Source organism: Nonomuraea sp. NPDC049141, assembly GCF_040648415.1.
Lineage (GTDB): Bacteria > Actinomycetota > Actinomycetes > Streptosporangiales > Streptosporangiaceae > Nonomuraea.
The window spans coordinates 68,944-90,933 of sequence record NZ_JBEZDR010000026.1; the positions used below are offsets into that span (position 1 = coordinate 68,944).

21 protein-coding genes are annotated in these 21,990 nt (G+C 68.0%); 7 read left to right on the forward strand and 14 right to left on the reverse strand.

Translation table 11 applies throughout. The annotated features are described in order from the left end of the window. Window positions 1-40: 40 nt before the first annotated feature. Window positions 41-1,120 carry a serine hydrolase domain-containing protein gene (locus AB0B91_RS51800; RefSeq protein ID WP_358338028.1) on the reverse strand — a complete coding sequence of 360 codons (1,080 nt, stop codon included), beginning with the start codon at window positions 1,118-1,120 and terminating at the stop codon, window positions 41-43. A 119-nt stretch (window positions 1,121-1,239) separates the two neighbouring features. On the opposite strand from AB0B91_RS51800, the gene AB0B91_RS51805 reads away from it, so the two are divergent. Both AB0B91_RS51805 and AB0B91_RS51810 read left to right on the forward strand, forming a co-directional pair. Beyond that, a complete protein-coding gene (locus AB0B91_RS51805; protein WP_358338032.1) occupies window positions 1,240-1,896 on the forward strand; it encodes a response regulator transcription factor in 657 nt (218 codons plus the stop codon). Further along, on the forward strand, window positions 1,893-3,035 hold the full coding sequence (locus AB0B91_RS51810) for a HAMP domain-containing sensor histidine kinase (RefSeq protein ID WP_358338035.1): 1,143 nt from the start codon (window positions 1,893-1,895) through the stop codon (window positions 3,033-3,035). The genes AB0B91_RS51805 and AB0B91_RS51810 overlap by 4 nt, the downstream gene beginning before the upstream one ends. A 242-nt stretch (window positions 3,036-3,277) precedes the next feature. On the opposite strand, the gene AB0B91_RS51815 is transcribed toward AB0B91_RS51810, so the two are convergent. After that, window positions 3,278-6,667, reverse strand: a complete 3,390-nt coding sequence (locus AB0B91_RS51815; RefSeq protein WP_358338042.1) for a replicative DNA helicase — start codon at window positions 6,665-6,667, stop codon at window positions 3,278-3,280. A 282-nt stretch (window positions 6,668-6,949) separates the two neighbouring features. Between AB0B91_RS51815 and AB0B91_RS51820 the strand changes: the two genes are divergently transcribed. Together AB0B91_RS51820 and AB0B91_RS51825 are read left to right on the forward strand one after the other, a co-directional pair. Beyond that, window positions 6,950-8,251: an MATE family efflux transporter gene (locus AB0B91_RS51820; protein WP_358338045.1), complete on the forward strand. Its 1,302-nt coding sequence runs from the start codon at window positions 6,950-6,952 to the stop codon at window positions 8,249-8,251. A gap of 68 nt (window positions 8,252-8,319) precedes the next feature. After that, window positions 8,320-9,792: an amino acid permease gene (locus tag AB0B91_RS51825; RefSeq protein ID WP_358338048.1), complete on the forward strand. Its 1,473-nt coding sequence runs from the start codon at window positions 8,320-8,322 to the stop codon at window positions 9,790-9,792. A 3-nt stretch (window positions 9,793-9,795) separates the two neighbouring features. Here AB0B91_RS51825 and AB0B91_RS51830 read toward each other — a convergent pair whose 3' ends face one another. From AB0B91_RS51830 to rpsF, 7 genes are all read right to left on the reverse strand, one after another. Further along, on the reverse strand, window positions 9,796-10,539 hold the full coding sequence (locus tag AB0B91_RS51830; RefSeq protein ID WP_358338051.1) for an amino acid ABC transporter ATP-binding protein: 744 nt from the start codon (window positions 10,537-10,539) through the stop codon (window positions 9,796-9,798). After that, complete coding sequence (locus tag AB0B91_RS51835; RefSeq protein WP_358338054.1) at window positions 10,536-11,384, reverse strand: amino acid ABC transporter permease; 849 nt, start codon at window positions 11,382-11,384, stop codon at window positions 10,536-10,538. The genes AB0B91_RS51830 and AB0B91_RS51835 overlap by 4 nt, the downstream gene beginning before the upstream one ends. Further along, a complete protein-coding gene (locus AB0B91_RS51840; protein ID WP_358338057.1) occupies window positions 11,381-12,256 on the reverse strand; it encodes an ABC transporter substrate-binding protein in 876 nt (291 codons plus the stop codon). Before AB0B91_RS51840 ends, AB0B91_RS51835 begins: the two co-directional genes overlap by 4 nt. Window positions 12,257-12,383: 127 nt before the next feature. Beyond that, window positions 12,384-12,830, reverse strand: coding sequence for a 50S ribosomal protein L9 (gene rplI, locus AB0B91_RS51845; protein WP_219535071.1), 447 nt, complete (start codon window positions 12,828-12,830; stop codon window positions 12,384-12,386). A gap of 14 nt (window positions 12,831-12,844) precedes the next feature. Then, a complete protein-coding gene (gene rpsR / locus AB0B91_RS51850) occupies window positions 12,845-13,081 on the reverse strand; it encodes a 30S ribosomal protein S18 (protein WP_020543048.1) in 237 nt (78 codons plus the stop codon). Between the two features lie 84 nt (window positions 13,082-13,165). Beyond that, on the reverse strand, window positions 13,166-13,744 hold the full coding sequence (locus tag AB0B91_RS51855) for a single-stranded DNA-binding protein (protein ID WP_358338060.1): 579 nt from the start codon (window positions 13,742-13,744) through the stop codon (window positions 13,166-13,168). Window positions 13,745-13,832: 88 nt separating this feature from the next. Next, entirely contained in the window at window positions 13,833-14,123 is a 291-nt protein-coding gene (rpsF, locus tag AB0B91_RS51860; protein WP_026214314.1) for a 30S ribosomal protein S6, read from the reverse strand. A gap of 177 nt (window positions 14,124-14,300) precedes the next feature. Between rpsF and AB0B91_RS51865 the strand changes: the two genes are divergently transcribed. Beyond that, a complete protein-coding gene (locus AB0B91_RS51865; RefSeq protein WP_246653078.1) occupies window positions 14,301-14,627 on the forward strand; it encodes a hypothetical protein in 327 nt (108 codons plus the stop codon). A 70-nt stretch (window positions 14,628-14,697) separates the two neighbouring features. On the opposite strand, the gene AB0B91_RS51870 is transcribed toward AB0B91_RS51865, so the two are convergent. Beyond that, on the reverse strand, window positions 14,698-14,877 hold the full coding sequence (locus AB0B91_RS51870) for a hypothetical protein (RefSeq protein WP_219535073.1): 180 nt from the start codon (window positions 14,875-14,877) through the stop codon (window positions 14,698-14,700). Between the two features lie 72 nt (window positions 14,878-14,949). On the opposite strand from AB0B91_RS51870, the gene AB0B91_RS51875 reads away from it, so the two are divergent. Further along, entirely contained in the window at window positions 14,950-15,693 is a 744-nt protein-coding gene (locus tag AB0B91_RS51875; protein WP_358338064.1) for a deoxyribonuclease IV, read from the forward strand. Between the two features lie 63 nt (window positions 15,694-15,756). On the opposite strand, the gene AB0B91_RS51880 is transcribed toward AB0B91_RS51875, so the two are convergent. The 4 genes from AB0B91_RS51880 to AB0B91_RS51895 all read right to left on the reverse strand — a co-directional run bounded on the left by AB0B91_RS51880 (window position 15,757) and on the right by AB0B91_RS51895 (window position 21,358). Then, entirely contained in the window at window positions 15,757-16,821 is a 1,065-nt protein-coding gene (locus tag AB0B91_RS51880) for a mannosyltransferase family protein (protein WP_358338067.1), read from the reverse strand. A gap of 2 nt (window positions 16,822-16,823) precedes the next feature. Then, window positions 16,824-18,143: a glycosyltransferase 87 family protein gene (locus AB0B91_RS51885; protein ID WP_358338070.1), complete on the reverse strand. Its 1,320-nt coding sequence runs from the start codon at window positions 18,141-18,143 to the stop codon at window positions 16,824-16,826. Further along, window positions 18,140-20,512, reverse strand: a complete 2,373-nt coding sequence (locus AB0B91_RS51890; protein ID WP_358338073.1) for a transglycosylase domain-containing protein — start codon at window positions 20,510-20,512, stop codon at window positions 18,140-18,142. The genes AB0B91_RS51885 and AB0B91_RS51890 overlap by 4 nt, the downstream gene beginning before the upstream one ends. A gap of 393 nt (window positions 20,513-20,905) precedes the next feature. Next, window positions 20,906-21,358, reverse strand: a complete 453-nt coding sequence (locus tag AB0B91_RS51895; protein ID WP_358338076.1) for a DUF5318 family protein — start codon at window positions 21,356-21,358, stop codon at window positions 20,906-20,908. 46 nt (window positions 21,359-21,404) lie between these two features. On the opposite strand from AB0B91_RS51895, the gene AB0B91_RS51900 reads away from it, so the two are divergent. Beyond that, window positions 21,405-21,986 (forward strand): PadR family transcriptional regulator, encoded by a 582-nt coding sequence (locus tag AB0B91_RS51900; protein ID WP_358338079.1) that lies wholly within the window; start codon window positions 21,405-21,407, stop codon window positions 21,984-21,986. The last annotated feature ends 4 nt before the right edge of the window (window positions 21,987-21,990 follow it).

Here is a 21,990-nt window from a genome sequence, read left to right on the forward strand (position 1 = left end):
ACTCAGCTGGGCGGGTCTCGCGGTCCACGGATGGCTCCGGTTATTGGCCGGGGCAGAGGACGGCTTCCGCGGCCTCGTTGATGGCGTCACCGACGGCCATGGCCTGCTCGTTATCGATCTTCAATGTGGCGGCCACCGCGAACTGAACCCGGCCGTCGGTCGTGGAGAAGGTGATGGAGTTGATCCCGGGCATGCCGCCCGCGGCCGCCGCGACCGTTCCGCCGCACAGGCTGGGCCGTGGCCGCGGCGGTTGCATGTCCGGCGGCAGCAGCTTGCCCTGGTTGAGCGCGCTGTAGAAGGCGCTGACGTCGTGCGCGGTGGAGATCGCTCCTTCGGCGCCGATGGTGGCGTTGAGCCGGTCGACGTCGCGCGGCCTGCCCTTGGCATCGGGGTAGTAGCCGTGTCCGTGCGGACCCTTGATCTGGTCGGAGACCTTGGTGGCCAGATAGGTGTCCTTCATGCCGAGCGGGGTGAACAGGCGCCGCTTGAACTCGGTGGCCCGATCGTTGCCGGTCAGCTTCTCGATGATCATGCCGAGGAGGACGTAGTTGGTGGTGGAGTAGAGGTATTCCCCGGGCTCGCCCTTGCGAGGCACGGTACGCGCGGCCTTCACCAGGTCGATCGGCTTGTAGGCGGTGGTGAAGTCGAACACGTCGAACTTCCCACTCTCCATGAAGTCGGGGATGCCGGAGGTGTGACGGATCAGCTGCTGCACGGTGATCTCGCCGGCCCGATCCACATAGTCGTGCTTGGCCATATCGGGCAGGACGTCGCTGAGCTTGTCTTCCAGGCCGAGCTTGCCCTCCTTGACCAGTTGCAGGACGATCGTGGCCTCCATGAGCTTGGTCTGGGACGCGATGCGGTAACGGGAATCCGCCGGGATGCGCCCACCCTTGCCGCCGAGCAGGCGTGAGCCCGCCGTCCCCTGGCCCACCCGCCTGCCGTCGACGTACACCTGTCCGATGGCCCCCACCACGCCGTCGGTCTTCGCCACGGTCTCTATCGCCTGCTGGACGTCTCCCAGCTTGACCTGGTCGGCGGCGGCCGCGGGTGCTGGGACGCTCAACGCCAGCACCGCGCAGGCCAGCCCGGCCATGCCGGTTGCTCTGCCACGCCTCATGGTCGATCACCCTTTCCTGACGGGACTTCAAGGGCGACCAGATCTACCGGCCGGCACCGATCGGTGGCCGATCGGCGGACCATATCCGTGCCATATGCGGGCGTTGCGATACTGCCCTGATGCGCGTGCTCTTGGTGGAAGACGAGCAACCCCTCGCCGGGTACATCGAAGCCGGGCTGCGCAAGCACGGCTTCACCGTCGACGTCGCCCTCGACGGGCAGACGGCTCTGGACAAGTGCGAGATCACGCCGTACGACGTGGTGGTCCTGGACAGGGATCTACCCGTCGTGCACGGCGACGCGGTGTGCCGCCGGCTCGCCCAGCGGGGCAGGTCGCGGGTGCTGATGCTGACCGCGTCCGATGCCATCGAGGACCGGGTCGGCGGACTGATGCTGGGCGCGGACGACTACCTGGGCAAGCCGTTCGCGTTCTCCGAGCTGGTCGCGCGGGTCCACGCCCTGGTACGGCGGAGCGCGCCGGCCCGCCCGCCGGTGCTGCGCGCCGCCGGTGTGGCTCTGGATCCGGCCCGGCGTAGCGCCGAGCGGGATGGGCGGCTGCTGAGCCTGACGCCCAAGGAGTTCGGTGTGCTCCAGCAGTTGCTGGCCGCCGACGGTGACGTGGTCAGCGCGGAAACCCTGCTGGACAAGGTGTGGGACGAGTACGCGGACCCGTTCACCAACGCGATCCGGATCACCGTCGGCACGCTGCGCCGCAAGCTCGGCGACCCGCCGCTGATCGAGACCGTCACCGGCGCCGGCTACCGGATCGGACCGTGAAACTGACCGCCCGGGCTCGGCTCGCGTCGCTGCAGACCGCCCTGGTGCTGGCCGCCGGTGCCGCGCTGACCGGGTTGACCTACCTGCTGATGCGGCGCCGCGTGATCTTCACGCATCTGGACCCGATCGGCACTCCCTCGCCGGACACGCCGCCGCAGGACGGGTTGTCCGCCCTCGCCAACCGGGTGCAGGCCGACACCCTGTCCGCGCTGCTGCCCCAGGCCGCTCTGGCGCTCGTGGTGGTGACCGGGCTGGCCGCCGTACTGAGCTGGCTGGTGGCCGGTCGGGTGCTACGGCCGATCCGCGTGATCTCCTCCACCGCCCGGCGGCTGTCAGCCGAGAACCTCACCGAACGGGTCCCGGTTACCACCCCCGCTGACGAGCTGTCGGCGTTGGCGGGCACGGTCAACGGGATGCTGGACCGCATCCAGCGCGACGTGGCCGAGCGGGATCGGATCCTGGACAGCCAGCGGCTGTTCACCGCCAACGCCGCCCACGAGCTGCGGACACCGCTGACCACCGCGCGTACGGCGATCGACGTCACCCTGGACGGAGACCCCAGCCGTGCCGAGCTGCTCACGATGGCCGGCGACGTACGCGGCGCCGTCGAGCACATGCAACGCGTCCTGGACGGGCTGCTGCTGCTGGCCCGCAGCCAGGCCGGGCTCGGCGCGCGGGAACCGGTCGACCTGGCCGCCGTCGCGGCCGCCGCCCTCGACGCCGCCGGAACGCGGGCGGCAGCCGCCGGCGTCACCGTACGATCCGAACTCCGGCCGGCACCGGTCACCGGCGCACCCGTCCTGCTGGAACGGATGATCGGCAACCTGGTCGACAACGCGGTCCGCTACAACCGGGCGGGTGGGCACCTGGTCGTCGACACGGGTACGGCGGGCGGGCGTGCCGTCCTGCGCATCTCCAACACCGGCCGACAGATTCCGCCCGAGGAGGCCGAGACGCTGCTGGAACCGTTCGTGCACGGGCAGGGGACCCGCGTCCGTACTGACGGCCTGGGGCTGGGACTGTCGATCGTGCGCGCGGTCACACACGCCCACCGGGGACGGATCGCGGTCACCGCCCGCATCGGGGGCGGCCTCGACATCACCGTCGACCTCCCGCGGAGCCCGATGGCGGGTGTTTAGGGTCCAGGTTTCGGTGAGCATCGGTTCCTGAGAAAACGCCCACGTCACGAGGTGGCTTCCCCGACGAGAAGGCCCGCCTCGGCCGCGTGCGGCCGGCTCCCACCCCCGATTCCGCGGACGAGGCGGCTTCGGCGGTGGGACTGCTTCCTGCCGTTGTTGCGCCCCACGAGCCTGGCCCCGCGGATGACCGCCGAGCAGATGGCGAACAAATGTGCCGTAAGTTCGACATCGCGGAGCGACCCCTAATGCTGAGCCATGTCGACAAAGCGCGAATAATGTCCCTGGAAGGCGACAGTGACGGTGGCAGTTGGACCATTTCGATGCTTGGCAACTATCAGGTCCGCCTCACCCGCCCTGGGCGACTCACGCTCGTACGCGTCCTCGCGATGGAGCAAAATGACCATGTCCGCATCCTGCTCGATGCTGTTGTGAACGGATATGCCGTTGGCAACGAAGTTGTGGGCGCCCAGCACCGTGGCGTCATAGACCGACTGCTCGCCCAGGCTCTCGATCGAGGCGACCTCGTCCCAAAAGACGTCGTTCGTCGCCAGCATGTCCATCTGAGCGTCGTCCAGAATCGCCGCCACCCGGCCAAGGCGCTCGCGGCTGGGTGCGTGCTTCCACAGGGTGCTGCCGCAGAATTGGGTGCCCAGTTCGGCAGAGAACGCCCGATGGGTCATGCCCTTCTCTGTCAGCGCGCCACGAACACGGTCCCAGACTTCGCGCGGAACCGTGTCGAGGTTCGTGTTGCCCTTGGCCGCCCGAAGTTCCGGTATGCAGCGAGCGGCTTGTTTCGCCCGTTCGCCATGCACGCCCACCTCGTCCAGGAAGCGGAGCTGGTTGTCCGAGCCGTAGACGTGGAGCTGGAACCCCGGCCGGTGGTCGCCCTTCTGTGTCGTCTTGATGCGAGTCATCACATTGAACCGAAGGAGCAGCCGCGCAACGTCATCGATCAGGCGGCGGCTCGTCGAGGCGTAGTAGACCCGCGACTGGCCGCGCTTTTCGTCCCACCAGACGCATCCGTCGGTCGCCCACAGGTGCCGGAGGAACAGGGCGATCTGCTTCTTCGGCAGGGAGAAGACCCCCTGCGGAATGAACTTCTCGTGGCTGCGGAGGCCGAACAGCCCCAGACCGTCAAGCCAGGCGGCGATGGGGTTGCGCTTGCCGTGTGTGAGCCGGTAGGGAGCGGGGAGCCGGAGCGTGGTGACCCGCGCGGCGGGGTATTCGTCCCGGACCGCACTGACTCCGAAATGCGTGGCCGCTTTCGTGACCGCTTCCAGGCAAGCCTCGTCCTTGCTCGCGTACCGGATCGGCTGCCTCCTGACGAACGAACCGTCTCCGATCATGTGCCCCAGCAGGATGACTTCCTCTTCTGGCCACTCCTGAAGGTCCCGAGGGGGCGGGACGTGGCGCGGGACGGCGAGGCGAGCACCCGGGCCGACCTCCCCCAAGGGGCGCCAGCCGTCGTAGGTCATGAAGGGGTGATTGGCCGTCGCCTTGATCTCCCGACCCGACGTCAGCCGTAGTTTGAAGACCTCCTTCGTGCCACTGGGAAAGACATGCGTCATGGTGCACTGCACAAGCCGCATGTTCTCGTCCAGGGACCACACGGGGATGTCGCGTGCGCCGGACTCCAGAAGCTCGCCCAATGGCGCCTCCGCCCCCGTGTCGGCTCGCAGGACTCGGGTGTCAGCCGTCAGGCATCCCGATTCGCGCAGGTCGCTGACCGCGGGCCGCTTGTCCGTACGCTGCTCGGGGCCTCGGTTGAGCTGGGAGATCGCGATGACCGGCACCTCCAGCTCCTTGGCCAGCAGCTTGATCGCACGGGAGATCTCCGAGACCTCGTTCTGGCGGCTCTCGGTCTTCTTCGGCGAGCTCATCAGCTGGAGGTAGTCGATGACCACGAACCGCAGGTCGTTACGTTGTTTCAGGCGCCGGCACTTGGCCCGGATCTCCATCATCGACATGTTGGGCGAGTCGTCGATGAACAGCGGCGCCTCGGCCACCTCGCTCATCCGCCGGGCCAGCCGGGTCCAGTCGTCGTCGCCCATCATGCCGGAGCGCATCGCGTGCAGGGCCACCCGGGCCTCGGCCGACAGCAGTCGCATCGTGATCTCGTTGCGCGACATTTCCAAGGAGAAGATGACGGTGGTCATCCCATGCTTGATCGCTGCGGAACGGGCGAAGTCCAGCCCCAAGGTGCTGTTGTGGGTGGGGATGCACGTGCTGCCCGCGAGGTACAGGTGATCGGCGTTGTCCACCTCGACGCAGCGGACCGGCTGAGAGGGGATCGGGCGCACGTCCACGATGGAGCGAACCCCCGTGGTGAAGTCGATCACGTGGCCGGACTCCGGCTTGGTGCGCATGACGGCGTTGTAGCCGAGGCTCAGGATGAGCTCGTGAACGTCATGAGCGAGCCGTCGATCCGCCACGGCGAACTGGATCTGCCCGTCTCCGCCGGCGCGCCCGTCGGCGTCGAGCAGGCCCGCCAGCAGGTCACGCCGCTGGCTCTCCGACGCGCGCAGGTAGGGAGCGGGAATGTGCCTCTCTTCGCGGACACCCGAGCTCTCTCCGAGGACGCCCAGACCGTGTCCGTCGCCGTGTCCGTCGCTGTCGCCGAGTCGGACACCGAGCGCGTACGGCGGAAGAGGAAGATCCCGCTCATCGAGCGCGAATGCCGCCGACACCGCGACCGCGTGGTCCGCCCCTCGGTCGGCCCGGAAGATCTCCTCCGTGGTCGTCACACCGCGCGTCGTCCACCACTGGTGCCCGGCGTCCGCGATGATCACCGTACCGTCGCTGAACTCCACCTCGTAGCACGGCCTGCCGTGCATGACCTCGGTGGCCGCGACCACCAGGGTCGGCCGGCCGTCGGCCCCGATGAGCTGCTCGCCGACCGCGATCTCGCCCATGGTCGTCCAGCCCGTCGGCGTGGGCAGCGGCGTGTCGAGCGCCAGCGCCTTGCCGATGGCCGGGCGGGCCGCGACGACGATCATCTGGCCCGGGTGCAGGCCGTTGGTGAGCTGGTCGAGGTCCTGGAAGCCGGTGGGCACGCCGACCATCTGGCCGCCGCGGCTGCCGATGGCCTCCAGCTCGTCGAGGGCGCCCGGCATGATGTCGGCCAGCGGCGCGTAGTCCTCGGAGGTGCGCCGCTCGGTGACCTTGTAGATCTCCGCCTGCGCGCGGTCGACCAGGTCGTCGACCTCTTCGTTCTGGCCGCCGTAGCCGAAGGAGACGATGCGGGTGCCGGCCTCGATGAGGCGGCGGAGGATGGCCTGCTCGCGGACGATCTTCGCGTAGTAGCCGGCGTTGGCCGCGGTGGGGACGACGGCCGTCAACGTGTGAAGGTAGGCGGCGCCGCCCACCCGGGCCATCTCGCCGCGCTTCTGCAGGTCGTCGAAGACCGTGACCGCGTCGGCCGGCTCACCGCGACCGTAGAGGTCGGTGATGACGTCATAGATCATCTGATGGGCGGGCCGGTAGAAGTCGTCGGACCGGATGAGCTCCACGACGTCGGCGATCGCGTCCTTGGACAGCAGCATGCCGCCCAGAACCGACTGCTCCGCCTCGATGTTGCTGGGCGGCGTGCGCTCGAAACCCGGGCCTCCGCCGCCATCCTCGTCAATGCTCACCGCGCCCCCTCAACACCTTGCAGGCGGTCGCACCACCCCCACTTGTAGTCGACCGGTCTGACAGTTTCGCGGGTTCTCGGTGAGACGGCAACGCGGCCTGTGGATAACCCTGTGGTCAAGCTGTGCACTATCCCGCCCAGGGTGTTAAAGGACTGTGGACGGAGCTGTGGATAACTCTGTCCATAATCCACACCACCCACTCTGACCTGGTGAAACATTGTCCACCGGCTGTGGAGGAAAGAAAGTTGGCTCGACACGCCGTGTAATGGCCATAATGGGTAAATGCCCATTACGTCCCGGGACCGGGAGATCCTGCGCCTGGCGGTGCCCGCGTTCGGCGCCCTGGTCGCCGAGCCGCTCTTCCTGCTCGCCGACTATGCCATCGTCGGCCATGGGCTGGGCACCACCGCTCTGGGCGCTCTGGGCGTCGCGGGCACGGTTCTGGCCACGGTGGTGAACCTCTGCGTCTTCCTCGCGTACGGCACGACGGCCTCTGTGGCCCGTCAGACCGGCGCGGGCAACCACGAGAGGGCGATGCGCAGCGGCGTGGACGGCATCTGGCTCGCGCTGGCCATCGGCGCCGCGCTCATCGCGGTCTGCTGGCCGCTCAGCCCGTGGATCGTCGGCCTGTTCGGGGCGAGCCCGGAGCAGGCCGGGCAGGCCGTGACGTACCTGCGCATCTCACTGCTCGGCGCGCCCGGCATGCTCGTCGTGCTGGCCGGGACGGGCGTGCTGCGCGGCCTGCAGGACACGGTCACGCCGCTGGCCGTCGCGGTGGGCTCATTCGCACTCAACGCGGGGCTGAACGCGTGGTTCGTGCTCGGACTGCACTGGGGCATCGCGGGCTCGGCCTGGGGCACCGTGCTGGCCCAGACGCTGGGTGCCGCCGTCTACCTCGCCGTGGTGGCCAGAGGCGCGCTGCGGCTCGGGACGCCCCTCACCCCCGGCCTGGCGGGCGTCAGGCAGGCGGGTACGGCCGGCTTCGCGCTGCTCATCAGGACCGCCTGCCTGCGTGTCGTCCTGGTCGTGGCGACCGTGGCGGCCACCAGGCTGGGCCAAGCTCCGCTGGCCGCGTACGCCATCGCCGCCCAGGTCTGGACACTGCTGGCCTTCGCCCTGGACGCCATCGCCATCGCCGGCCAGGCCATCACGGGCCGTACGCTCGGCGCCGGCGACGTGGCCGCCACCAGGGCCGCGACCAGGCGCATGGTGCAATGGGGCCTCTGGTCGGGGCTCGCGCTCGGCGTGCTCGTCGTCGCGGCCAGGCCGCTGCTGCCCGGCCTGTTCGACGCCGATCCACAGGTCACGGAGCAGTTGCTGGCGGTGCTCTGGCCGGTGGCGCTGTTCCAGCCGATCTGCGGTGTGGTGTTCGTGCTCGACGGTGTGCTGATCGGCGCGGGTGACCAGCGCTACCTCGCGTGGGCGGGCGTGTGGACGACGCTCGCGTACCTGCCCTGTGCCTTCCTCGCCTCGGGATTCGGCATCGTCGCACTTTGGTGCGCGCTCGGGGCGTGGATGATCGCACGTTCGATCACGCTGGTGCGGCGCGCGGTCGGCACGGCATGGCTGGTGACCGGGGCGTAATCGTCCCGTGCTTGCTGTTGCGGGTGTGGTGAGGCACTGTGGGCGAGTCGCACGAGCGGGGTGTGCCTTTGTCCACGATTCTCCGACGCCTGCCGCCCGACGCGGCAACCGGGTTACGCACCGGCGCGCGCCACAGCCTCGCCGAGCTCTACCGGCCGGCCGACCTGGTCGTGCTCGGCCTCGGCGTGATGATCGGCGCGGGCATCTTCAGCATCGCCGGCCAGCAGGCCGCCACCATGGCGGGGCCCGGCGTGATCCTGTCGTTCATGATCGCCGGGATCGCCTGCCTGCTGGCCTGCCTGTGCTACGCCGAGTTGTCGTCCACGATGCCTACCTCGGGCAGCGCCTACACCTTTACTTACGTCATCTTCGGCGAGGTATGGGCGTGGATCATCGGCTGGGCGCTGATCCTGGAGCTGGAGCTGGCCGCCGCAGTGGTGGCCAGGGCCTGGGCCATCATCTCGGTCCGGGCGATCACCGGGTTCGGGGTGCGCCTGCCGTACCAGAACGTGGTCGAGGACGTGTTCGTGCTGCTCATCCTGGTGGTGCTCACGGGAGTCGTGGCGGTCAACGCGCGGGTCGGGCTGCGGGCGCTGTGGGTGATGGTGGCGGCCAAGCTGCTGGCCATCGGGGCGGTCATCGTCGTCGGGGCGCGGTACGTCAAAGTGGCCAACTTCGGTGACTTCTACGCCGAGCCGAAGCCGCTGACGACTCCGGCGGCGACCGTGCTCGACCTGGTCATGGGGCAGAGCCACGCGTTCGGCTGGTTCGGTGTGTTCGCGGCGGCGTCGGCCATCGCGTTCGCGTACATCGGCTTCGACGTCCTCGCCACCGCCGCCGAGGAGACCGTGAACGCGTCCAGGGCCGTACCCAAGGGCATGATCCGCAGCCTGGTGATCGCCACGATCATCTACCTCGCGGTGGCCGTGGTCATGGTCGGCATGATCCCCTACACCAGCATCTCCCGCGACTCGCCGCTGTCCAGCGCGTTCCGCGGGGTGGGCGTGGACTGGATGGCGCACATCATCGACATCGGCGCGGTGCTCGGGCTGACGACGGTCATCCTGGTGCTGATCGTGGGGCAGACGCGGGTGCTGTTCTCGATCGCCCGCGACGGCCTGATCCCGCGTCGCCTGGCCACGATCAGCCGCAGGTACCACTCCCCCACGCGGGTGACGCTGCTCATCGGGGTGGTGGCGATCCTGCTGGCCGAGTTCGTGCCGGTGCTCACGCTGCAGCAGCTCGTGGTGATCGGGACGCTGTTCGCGTTCATGTTCGTCGCGGCGGGCGTGATCGTGATGCGGCGCAGGATGCCGCACCTCGATCGCGGCTTCAGCGTCCCGCTCTCGCCGCTCCTGCCCGCGCTCTCCCTGCTCGCGACGCTCTGGCTGCTGGTGAACCTACAGGTGCTCACCTGGGTGTGGTTCGCCCTGTGGATGGCCTTCGGGCTGCTCGTCTATCTCTTGTACGGCCGGCGCCACAGCCTGCTGGCCGCGCCCGAGACGCTGGCGAACCACGCCCGGGGACGCCACCGGCGTTAGAGCCTAGAGCCGCCCCGAGTCGAGCACCGCGCGCAGGAACTCCCTGGTGTGAGCGTGCTCAGGAGCGGTGAAGATCTTCTCCGGCGGTCCCTTCTCCAGCATGACCCCGCCCTCCAAGAAGCACACCGTGTCGGAAATATCGCGGCAGAAGCCCATTTCATGGGTCGCCAGGATCATCGTCATGCCCGACTCCTTGAGCTCCCTGATGACCTGGAGCACCTCCACGACCAGCACCGGGTCGAGCGCCGAAGTGACCTCGTCGAGCAGCATCAGCCGGGGCTTGGTGGCCAGCGCGCGGACGATGGCCACCCGCTGCTGCTGCCCGCCGGAGAGCTGGTCGGGGTAGGAGCGGGCCTTGTCCGCCAGCCCGAACCTGGCCAGCAGGTCACCGGCCTGCTCCTCCGCCTCGGCCTTCGCCACGCCGTGCACCCGCCGGGGCGCGAGCGTGATGTTGTCGAGCACCGTCATGTGCGGGAACAGGTTGAACGCCTGGAACACGATGCCCAGCCGCCTGCGTACGTCGTCGACGTCCACCCGAGGATCGGTGATCTCCTCCCCGTCGAGGTAGATGGCGCCGTCGTCGACGGTCTCCAGCAGGTTGACGCAGCGCAGCAGCGTGGACTTGCCCGACCCTGACGCGCCGATCAGGCTGACCACCTCGTGCGGGCGCACCTCCAGGTCGATGCCGCGCAGCACGCTGTGGCCGCGGAACTCCTTCCACACCCCGTCGATGGTCAGCAGGCTCATCCGCGCCTCCTTCGGGTACGCGCGGCCAGGTGGTCGGTGAACCGGGCCATCGGGATGGTGAGCAGGATGAACAGCAGCGACGCCACCAGGTAAGGCGTGTAGTTGAACTTGCTGGTCGCGATGATCTGCGCCTGCCTGAGCGCCTCCAGCGGCCCGATGGTGGCCACCAGCGCCGTGTCCTTCTGCAGCGAGATAAAGTCGTTGAGCAGCGGCGGGACGACCCTGCGCGTGGCCTGCGGGAGCACGACGAACCGCATGGTCTTGCCGTGGCTCAGGCCGAGCGAGCGGGCCGCCGCCACCTGGCTGGGATGGACCGACTCGATGCCCGCGCGGAACACCTCGGCCACGTAAGCGCCGTACGAGAGCGTCAGGCCGATGATGCCGAGTGTGGCCAGGTCCGTCGGCACGCCCTGCAGCTTGAGCGCCGGCAGCCCGTAGCCGACCAGGTAGATGACCAGGAGCGTCGGCACACCGCGGAAGATGTCGGTGTAGAGCGTGGCCAGTGCCCGCACCGGGAAGAAGGCGGGCGCTGTGACGGACCTGGCCAGGGCCACCAACACCCCGACGACCAGGATCAGCGGCTCGGCGATCAGGAAGATCTTGATGTTGAGCAGGAACCCGGACAGGACGTTCGGCAGCGCCTTGACGAACCACGCCGGATCGAAGAACGACGCCTGCACCCGTGGCCAGCCGGGCGAGTTGGTGACCACCGACACAACCAGGACGATGAAAACGACCGTGGAGACGCCGGCGATGGAGGCCGAGCGCCGGGCCCGCGACCCGCGGACCCGCTCCCGTTCCCGCTGCCGCCCGCTCTTGGCCCAGCCCGCGGAGGTCTCGCTCACTTCAGCTCGGGCGCGCCCGCGGCCGCGCTGAGCCACTGCTGCTCGATCTTGGCCAGCTCGCCCTTCGACTTCAGCGCGTCGACGGCCTTGTCAACGCACGGCTTGAGCGCGCTGCCCTTCTCCATGACCAGGCCGAACTCCTCGGGCGTGCCGCCGGTCGAGCTGAACTGGCCGACGATCTTCGACTTCTCGACCTGGGCGGCCGTCACGTAGAAGGCCGTGGGCAGGTCCACGACGATCGCGTCGACCTGCTGGTTCTTCAGTGCGTTGATGGCGTCAATCTGGTCGTTGTAGACATTCGGGTCATTGGCCGGCTTGATGACCTCTTTGACCGCGTTGAGAGAGGTGGTGCCGACCTGCACGCCGATCTTGGCGTCCTTGAGCTCGGCCAGGCTCTTCGCGGCGGCGAACTTGCCGTCCTCGATGGCCACGACGGCCTGCTTGACCGTGTAGTAGCCGTGGCTGAAGTCGACCGCCTGGGCCCGGTCGGGCGTGATCGAGACCTCGTTGATGTCGAAGTCGAACTGCTTGGCGCCCGGTGCGAAGGCCGAGTCGAACTTGACCGTGCTCCACTGCACCTCGCTGCGGTCGAAACCGAGCTCACCCGCGACGGCGAAGGCCACCGCGCTCTCGAAGCCCTGGCCGTTGCTCGGGTCGTCGTCCTTGAACCACGGCTCGAAGGCGGGCTTGTCGGTGCCGATCGTCAGCTTGCCCGCGTTGACGAGCTTGAGCTGGTCCTTGGTACACGCGGTGGACGCTGCGGACGCCGTGGGGCTGAGCGAGGCGGTGCTCGACGGGGTGTCGACGGGGGCGCAGGCGACGGCCGCCGCCGCGAGCGCGCCGAAGGCCAGCAGCATCGAGGGTCGGGCCATGGGTGAGGGCCTCCGGGTGAGGAACGCGGGAAGAACGAGCAAATCCTACGCTGGTGGGAACCATGCGCTTATAACAGCGCTGCCCCCTCTCGGAAGCGAGAGGGGGCAGCGGCGGAGCTGAGAGTCGTCAGCCGGCGACGACCTCGACGTCGACCGACGCCGAGACCTCGGGGTGCAGCTTGACGCTGACCTTGTGCGAGCCGACGCTCTTGATCGGGTTGACGATCTCGATGCGGCGGCGGTCGAGGATGGGACCGCCGGCGGCCTTGACGGCCTCGGCGATGTCACCCGTGGTGATCGACCCGAACAGGCGGCCGGAGTCGCCCGCGCGGGTGACCAGGCGGACGCGAAGGGCGCCGAGCTGGCCGGCGACCTCCTTGGCCGTGCCCTGGTCGCGGATCTCGCGAGCGTCACGAGCCTTCTTGATGGACTCGATCTGCTTCTCGGCGCCACGCGTCCAGCGCATCGCGTAGCCGCGCGGGATGAGGAAGTTACGGCCGTAGCCGTCCTTGACCTCGACGACGTCGCCAGGGGTGCCGAGGCCGGAGACCTCGTTGGTGAGGATGAGCTTCATATCGACAGTCCTCCCTAGCGCGCGGTGCTCGTGTAGGGCAGCAGTGCCACCTCACGGGCGTTCTTGATCGCGGTCGCCACGTCACGCTGGTGCTGGGTGCAGTTGCCCGTCACCCGGCGCGCACGGATCTTGCCGCGGTCGGAGATGAACTTCCGCAGCAGCGCCGTGTCCTTGTAGTCGACGTAGGAGATCTTGTCGTGGCAGAACAGGCAAACCTTCTTCTTGGGCTTGCGCAGTGCCGGCTTTGCCATCGTGGTGCTCCTTTCAGAGCCCCGCCGTCAAGCGGGAATGGACTCGGGCTGGTGAACTTACGGACCTTGCGGTCTTCTTGAGACTTAGAAAGGCGGTTCGTCGCTGAAGTCGTTGCCGCCGCCGCCGAAGCCGCCGGAGCCGCCGCCTTGCTGGCCGCCGCCCTGGTAGCCGCCGCCACCACCGCCGCCACCGCTGAAGCCGCCGCCGCCCTGGGGCGGAGCGGGCGACGCGGAGGCCCACGGGTCGTCAGCGGGGCCGCCGCCGAAGCCGCCGCCTCCGCCGCCGCCACCCTGACGGGTGGTGCGGTTGACCTTGGCGGTGGCGTTGCGCAGAGACGGGCCGACCTCGTCGACCTCGACCTCGTAGACCGTGCGCTTCTCGCCTTCCTTGGTCTCGTAAGACCGCTGCTTGAGCCGCCCCTGCACGATGACCCGCATGCCGCGCTGCAGGCTCTCGGCGGCGTTCTCCGCCGCCTGTCGCCACACGTTGCAGGTCAGAAAGAGGCTTTCGCCGTCCTTCCACTCGTTGGTCTGACGGTCCATGAACCGCGGAGTGGAAGCGATGCGGAATCGAGCCACGGCTTGACCCGTGGGGGTGAAGCGCAGCTCCGGGTCATCGACAAGATTGCCGACGATGGTGATTACGGTGTCGCCTGCTGCCATGGCTAGCGCTCGCCTTCCTGCACGCCTTCGCTTTGGGTTACGGCTCAGAGTACGGCTGCCGCCCGACAAAAAGCCGGGCAACGGCTGCTTAGTGCACGTCGGGGCGGAGAACCTTGGTGCGCAGGATGCCCTCGTTGAGGTTCATCTGCCGGTCGAGCTCCTTGACCGTCGCGGGCTCCGCGGACAGGTCGATGACGGCGTAGATGCCTTCCGACTTCTTGTCGATGTCGTAGGCAAGACGACGACGGCCCCAGACGTCGACCTTCTCCACGGTGCCGCCGTCATTGCGGACCACGGTGAGGAACTGGTCGAGGGACGGCGCCACAGTGCGCTCATCGAGCGAAGGGTCCAGAATGACCATTACTTCGTAACGACGCATGCGGGACTCCAACCTCCTCTGGACTTTTGCGGTCACGACACTCTGCCGTGACAGGAGGACGCTGACGTCATGACCCGGACGCCCCTTTCGGCGGCTCGGGCTGATGGATCACCCATCACAACGCAGCTTGACCAGGTTACCAGCCGCGCGTGGATGGGAAGGACCTGTAGGAACACCATGGGGGTGACACCAGTGCCGCACATCCTTCAACCTCCGGAGAGCCAGCGGTTCAGACTCACACTCAACACTGACGGGGTCCCGCACCCGACCGAGAACATCCTGGCCATCGCCACCTTCCTCTGCGGTTTGGTGGCTTTCGTCTCGACGTTCTTCGTCACCGCGCACCCGATCTCGTCGTGGTTCGGCACGCTCGGCTTTGGGATGGGGCTCTACTCCCAGTACGTCTCCGTCACCACGCCGCAGCGCTCGCTCAACATCATGGGGCTGGTGGCGTCGTTCGTCGGGGTCGCGCTCGGCATCGCCCACGGCGGGTTCCTGCCGTAACCGGTCCTCCTGCCATGGCCTCCCACCATGACAAACGGTCCCGGCCGGGGCCGGGACCGTGCGCCTCGGGTCACTTGCCGATATGCAGATCCACGCCGAGCAGCACCAGGAACCAGAGGAAGACCGCGAGCAGCGCCTCGGCGATGTCCCTGAGGATGCCCGGGGTGATGTAGTGGTAGACCCAGGCCACGTAGATGCCTATCAGCACGTAAATTAGGAAGATCAGTGAGCGCCAGCGCCAGCGCGTCATGTCGTTCTCCTCGCGTAGGGGGCGTCTGGCGACTTCCCTGAGCCTCCTTCTCCAAACGGATAGGCTCGTGACATGGTGCGCATCGGAGCTCACGTAGGTCAGGACGACCCCGCCGCCCACGCCGCCGAGATCGGCGCCGAGGTGGTGCAGTTCTTCCTGGGCGATCCGCAGGGCTACAAGAAGCCCGTGCTGCCCGCCGAGCCGGTCGAGGGCGTCGACATCTACATCCACGCCCCCTACCTGATCAATGTGGCCACCACCAACAACCGCATCAGGATCCCGAGCCGCAAGCTGCTCGCGCAGCATCTGGAGGCGGCCGCCGGGCTCGGCGCCAAGGGCCTGATCGTGCATGGCGGCCACCTGAACAAGAACGACGACCCGCAGATCGGGTTCGACAACTGGCGCAAGGTGTTCGAGCGCATGGAGTGCCCGATCCCGGTGCTGATCGAGAACACCGCGGGCGGCGACAACGCGATGGCCCGCAAGCTCGACCGCATCGCCCGGCTCTGGGACGCGCTCGACGGTTTCGACGTGGGCTTCTGCCTCGACACCTGCCACGCGCACGCGGGCGGCGAGGAGCTCCTCGACCTGGTCGACCGGGTCAAGGCGATCACCGGCCGGATCGATCTGGTGCACTGCAACGACTCGCGCGACGAGTTCGACTCCGGTGCCGACCGGCACGCCAACCTGGGCAACGGGAAGATCGACCCCGAGCTCATCCTGGCGGTCTGCCGCGCGGCCCAGGCGCCCATCGTCGTGGAGACGCCCGGCGAGGGGCAGGCCGAGGACATCGCCTTTCTGAGGAAGAATCTCTAGCGAATACACACAGCCTGTGGATAACTTCCCTGGATTACCAAGTCCAGAGAGTGGGTAGAAAGATCAGCCCGCCCAGGCGCCGCTCAGGAAGCGGACCGCGTCGAGCAGCATGAGCGGCCCCGACACCAGGGCGTACACCACGATCACCCACTGATGCTTGGCCACCAGCCGGCCGAACGCCACCCACAGGGGAAACCACAGCAGCAGCGAGCGCGGGATCGACAGGTAATAGGCCGAGGTCATGAGCGCGCCCGCCTGTAAGCCTGTGTAGACCAGCTCGCTCCACCTGCGCATCACCAGCAGCCAGACCAGCACGGCCACGGCCACGGCCGCGCCCGCCAGCTCCATGCGGAAGGCGACGGCGAAGTCGCCCGCGCCCATGGCCGAGCCCCACGTGGTGATCCACGACTCCCACGGCCACACCAGTTGCCGTCCCCAGCCGGCCTCCTGGGCGTGCTTCCAGGCGAGCCAGTCGCCCGAGCGGCTGTAGTGGAAGAACGAGTACGCCACCAGGGGCAGGAAGGGGACCAGCAGCCACGGCGCCTGCCGCACGGGCTGCCTGCCGGTGACGAACTCCACGATCAACGCGAGCGCCAGGAACAGCCCCGTGATGCGTACGCAGGAGGCGCCCGCGGCCAGCGCGACGGCCAGCGGCCAGCGGCGCTGCCGGGCGGCCAGCCAGGCGGGGATCGCGAACGCCAGGAACAGCGCCTCGCTGTAGCCGGCGGCCAGGAAGACGGCCGTCGGGAACAGCAGCAGCCCGGCCACGGCGGCCCATCCCGAGCCGCCCTCCAGCTCGGTCAGCCTGGCCAGCGCCGTCATGGCCACCAACCCGGCGGCCAGTGAGACGATCAACCCGCAGGCGGTCCAGTCCGGCACCACCAGGTGGACCACGCGCATCGCCAGCGGCATGCCGGGGAAGAAGGCGGGCAGCCCGGCGTCGGGCGGTTTGCCGGGTTCGCCGTCGTAACCATGCTCGGCGATCGTGATGAACAGCCCGGCGTCCCACTTCTTCCACGTGCCCACGTAGTCGTGCAGCGCGACGCCGAATAACGTCGCGACCAGCAGCCCGGCCCGCGAGGAGAGCCAGAGCAACGCCGCGTCGCGATCGACCGAGCGGGTGATCATGGCTAGGCGGAGCGCAGGGTGAACCGGTCCGGCGCGTCGTTGAAAACCCCGCCGGCCTGGTCGTCGATGCCTGCCTGCCGTACGACGTCCTTGTCCGGACGCAGAATGTCACGCACCACGAACGCCATCATGATGGCGATGGCGATGATCCGTCCCCAGACGGCGGTGAAGTAGGTGTTGTCGCCGATGCCCAGATCGGCACGGCTGACCGGAGACTGGGAGAGCAAGTAGAGCCAGATCGCGCAGAAATACCAGATCTCGGCGACCTGCCAGAGCCCGATCGGCTTCCAGTTGGGCCTGGCCAGCACCGCGAAGGGCACCAGCCACAGGACGAACTGCGGCGACCAGACCTTGTTCGTCATCATGAACGCGGCCAGCGCGAGGAAGCAGATCTGCGCCAACCTCGGCCGGCGCGGCGCGGCCAGCGTGAGGACCGCGATGCCCAGGCAGAGCAGGCCCAGCGAGACCATGCCCAGCCTGCTGACGTCGGTGTCGCCCAGGATCGGCCAGCCCTTGTTCTGGAAGAACAGCCAGGGCGAGCCCCAGTCGACGCCGCGTTCCTCGGAGAAGACGTAGAACCGGCGCCAGCCGTCCCAGGCCAGCACCATGAACGGCAGGTTGACCGCCAGCCACGCCCCGGCGGTCGCGGCCATCGTGACGAGGAACGGCCGCCAGCGCCCGGTGCGCATGGTGAGCAGCAGGAGCGCGCCGACGAACATCAGCGGATAGAACTTCGTCGCGATCGCCAGGCCGAGCAGCACGCCCGCCAGCACCTGCCGCTGCCGGGCCCAGGCCAGCAGCATGCCCATCGACAGCGCGCCGGCGACCAGGTCCCAGTTGATGTAGGCGGCCAGGATGACCGAGGGGGCGAGTGCGTACCAGAGCGCGTCCCACCGCCTCGTCGGCCCGGCCACCGCCGCCATCAGCAGGACGCCGGCCACCAGGCAGACGCCGAGCAGGACGACGGTGATGTCGTAGAACTTGACCGCCTGGGCGACCACATCGCGCTCCAGCCAGCGGGCGATCCAGCTGATCACCTGCATGACCTCTCCGAGGACCACCGGATACTCGACGTGCTTGTCGAACGGCACGTCGGCGAAGTAGGGGTTCTGGGTGGCCAGCTGCCGGTCGAAGTAGAGCGGGTAGATGTCGGTGTAGCAGAAGTTGGTGTACGTGGACACCTGGTCGTTCCACCCGCCCGTGCGGCACGGCAGCCGCACGATGTAGGCGAGTGTGGCCCCCAGGGCCGCGAACAGCCCCAGGGGAAGGTACGGCACGGCCCGCGTCTCAAGCGGCGGGCGGACCTCGGTGCTCGACTTCACCAGTCCTCGCGTCTGGTCGGCGTCGGCCCGGGAACCACGACCGGGTTCGATCCCTGGCTGCCCCGTCCGTCGAAACCGCCGCCGTCGTCCTGCTGCTGCGTGCCGTTCTCGTTGGGGTCGACCGTGATGATCTGGTCGTCGTCGGTGCACGGCGGGACGACGCCGCAGTTGGCGTTGGGGTCCTCTTCCTCAAGCGGGTCGTCGGTGGGTGTGGGCGTGGGCGTGGGACTGGGCACGATGTTGTCCGGCTGCCCGATGTCGGCCCTGGTGGGGAACTGCTCGACCGGCTTGTTCTCGAGCGCGGCGGTCATGAACGCGCGCCAGATCGTCGTGGGCGTGTCCGCACCCTCGAATTGCAGCGTCGTCTCATACGCACTGGTGTAGGGCTTGTTCTCGTTGTACTTCTTGGATGGCGGCTGGCCCTTCGGGGTGATGGGGCAGTTCGAGTTGATGGGTTGGACGACCCTGCCCTTCTTCGTCTTGCACACCTCACGGTACATACCGACCGCCGTAGAGAGCTGCGGGGTGTAACCGACGAACCAGGCTTCCTTCTCCTCGTTGTTCGTACCGGTCTTGCCCGCCGCCGGGCGGTTGCCCAGGCCCTTGCCCCGAGCGGTGCCGCTCCGCAGCACCTCCTGCATGGCGACCGTCGCGTCGGCGGCGGCCTCGGGACTGATCACGTTCTTGGGGGTCTTCTGCTCGGGGTAGGCGACCCGCCCGTTCAGCTCGATCTGCTTCACCACGTGATATTTGGTGTACTTGCCGGCGTTAGCGAAGATCGAGTAGCCGGCCGCCTGCTCCACGGCGGTCACCGGTGCGCTGCCGATAGCGAACCCGTAGCCGTGGTCATCGACGTCCTTGTCCATGCGCGTCTTGCTGAACCCGGCCGCCTCGACGAGGTTCTTGACGTCGTCGATCTTGTCGGGCAGCGCGAACGCCATCGACACGTAGGCGGTGTTGACCGACTGCGCGGTCGCCTTGACCACGTCGATCGAGGCGCCCACGCTGTGACTGTTCTTGAATCCGCCGGGCTGCTGCCCAGGCAGCACCTTCGGCACCGTCACGGCGCCCGGCACGTAGCTGTTGATCGATTTCCCGGCCTTCAGCCAGGCGGCCAGGACGTAGGGCTTGAACGCGGAGGCGGCCTGCTTCGCGGAGTCGAACGGCTCGTTCCACGGGTCCTTGAGATAGTCGGTGCCCCCGTAGAAGGCCACCACGCGGCCGTTCTTGGGGTCCACGGCGGCGAGGCTCGTGTGGAACTCCTTCGACATACCCCTCGTCGAGTCGCGCACCGCGGTCTGGGCGGCCGTCATGAGCTTCTTGTCGAAGGTGGTGACGATCTTGTAGCCGCTGCTCTCGATGGCGTCCTCGGTGATGCCGCGTGCCGCGAGCTCCCGCTTCACCGCCTCGATCATGTAGCCGTTGATGCCCGCCATGGAGTCGTCGGCGTTGGCCTTCCTGATCTTGGGCCACTTCGCCGTCTTCGCCTCCGCGGCGTACTTGTCCGGCCACTGCTTGGCCATGTAGTCCAGAACGGTCTGCCAGCGGTATTTGAGCGCGGGGTCCTCGGAGCCCCAGCTCGGCGTCTGGATGTGCGCGGCCAGGTAGGCCGCCTGCGACAGGGTGAGGTTCTTGGCCGTCTTGCCCTTGCCGAAGTATGCCTCCGCTGCCGCCTCGACGCCGTAGGCCCGGCCGAAGTTGACGGTGTTGAGGTAGGTCTTCAGGATGTCTTCTTTGCGCTTCGTCTGGTTGAGCTTGACCGCGATGAAGATCTCGCTGACCTTGCGCTTGATCGAGACTTCCGAGCTGAGGCCGCCGTAGTAACCGCGGGCCATCTGCTGGGTGATCGTCGAGGCGCCCTGCAACTGCTGGCCCGTCGCGGTCATCCACAGCGAGCGGGCCATGCCGGAGATGGAGATGCCGGAGTCCTCGTAGAACGTGTCGTTCTCGATGGCCACCGTGGCGTCCCTGAGCTTCTCGGACATCTGGTCGTACCGGATGATCTTCCGGGGTGTGCCGAGCTTGGCGATGAGCGTCTTGCCGTCGGCGTAGTAGACGGCGCTGCCCTGTGCGGTCGCGTCGGCCTGCGTGTCGCTGTCGTCGGGCACCGGGGTGTTGACGTAGGCCACCGCGATCATGCCGAAGATGCCGGCCGCGAGGACGGTCATCGAGGCCATGACGATCTTCCAGCTGGGGATGAAGCGGCGCCACTTCGGCCGCTCGTCCCCGGGCCGCTCCGGGCCCTCGGGACCACCGGGGCCACCCGGCCCCTGAGGGCCGCCGGAACCTCGACCGCGCGCCCGCCTGGGGCCGTCGCTGATCATGGTCTCCTGGTTGCTGCGGGCGCGGGTGTCGTTGTCGCCGCCCATACGGGGCGCGCCGTCACGCCCGCTCTGGCGGCGCCGTCCCGGCTCTCGGGGCTCGGGGGCGCGCCGGGCCGGTTGCTGTGGACCCGGTTGCTGTGGACCTGGCTGCTGTGGACCTGGCTGCTGTGGACCTGGCTGCTGTGGACCGGGGTATGGCTGGGCGGCCATCGCGCCGGTCTGCTCGTAGGCGGCTTCCGGACGACGCTGCGGCGGTCCGCCCCAGCCCGCCTCGCCGGTTTGTGGCGAGGTCTCTTGGGGCATAGAACGGGATGAGTTGGAGCGACGGCGCCTTCCCGGCCGGCCCGTCCCCTCATTGCTGCTGTTACTCACACGTCCTCACAACGTCGTCGGATAGCACGGCGGATGGGCGTGGGGTGCCTCGCCGTCCTCGGTCTTCTACGGTCGCCCGACGAGATCCGGCGGTCCGTTGCCGAGGACGAACGACGCCGTCAGGTGGTTCCAGGAACAACCTTGGCAGACCTCGACGACGTACACCCGGAACTCGTCGTAATCATGAGCCATCTCGACGGGTTGCGACGCGATCTTTGCCGCACCGGACTGACTCTTGAGCGAATCCCCGTAGACATAAGTCTCGTTGGTGACGTTCTCCTTCTCGCACCTCGGGCAGAGGTGGCGTGCCGCGCGAAGGAGGTATGGCTGTGCGTCACAGACCGCTCCGGGAGACGTACGCCCGGAGCGCTGGGGTTCGACCACGGCTCGCTTCAGAAAGCCGCAATCCACCACCTTTCGCTGTGACCACATGAGCGCCAGACTACGGCGTTTTGCTGAATCATCCCAACGGCTTGGCAAAGTCGTTAATTGCGGCGATATAGCGGCGCGACGTATCATCGGGATGTATCGGCTCGATACATCGACGTGAGAGGGGGCGGTTCCAGTGACCAGCGGACAGGGCAGAGTGCTGGAGCTGGCCGTGCTCGGGTCGCTGCACGAGACACCGCTCCACGGCTATGAGCTGCGCAAACGGCTCAACGCCTTGCTGGGCATGTTCCGCGCGTTCTCCTACGGGTCGCTCTACCCCTGTCTGCGATCACTGTTGGAGCAGGGCTTCATCGTGGAGGAGCAGCCGGCGCCCACCACGATCGTCGGAGGCCGTTCGAAGATCGTCTACAAGCTGACCGCGGAGGGCAAGGAACGGCTCCAGGACCTGCTGACGCAGGCGGGGCCGTCCGCGTGGGAGGACGAGAGCTTCGGCGTCCACTTCGCGTTCTTCAGACACACGGAGGCGGAGGTGCGGCTGAGGATCCTCGAAGGCCGCCGCAGCCGCCTGGAGGAACGGCTCGACAGCGTGCGCACCGCCCTGGCACGCACCAGGGAGCGCCTCGACAGCTACACGCTCGAACTGCAACGTCACGGTCTCGAATCGGTCGAGCGCGAGGTGCGCTGGCTGAACGAGCTGATCGCGACGGAAAGACGGGGCTCCTCTGAGGAGAACCCTGAGAGATCAACTGATGAGTAAGGGA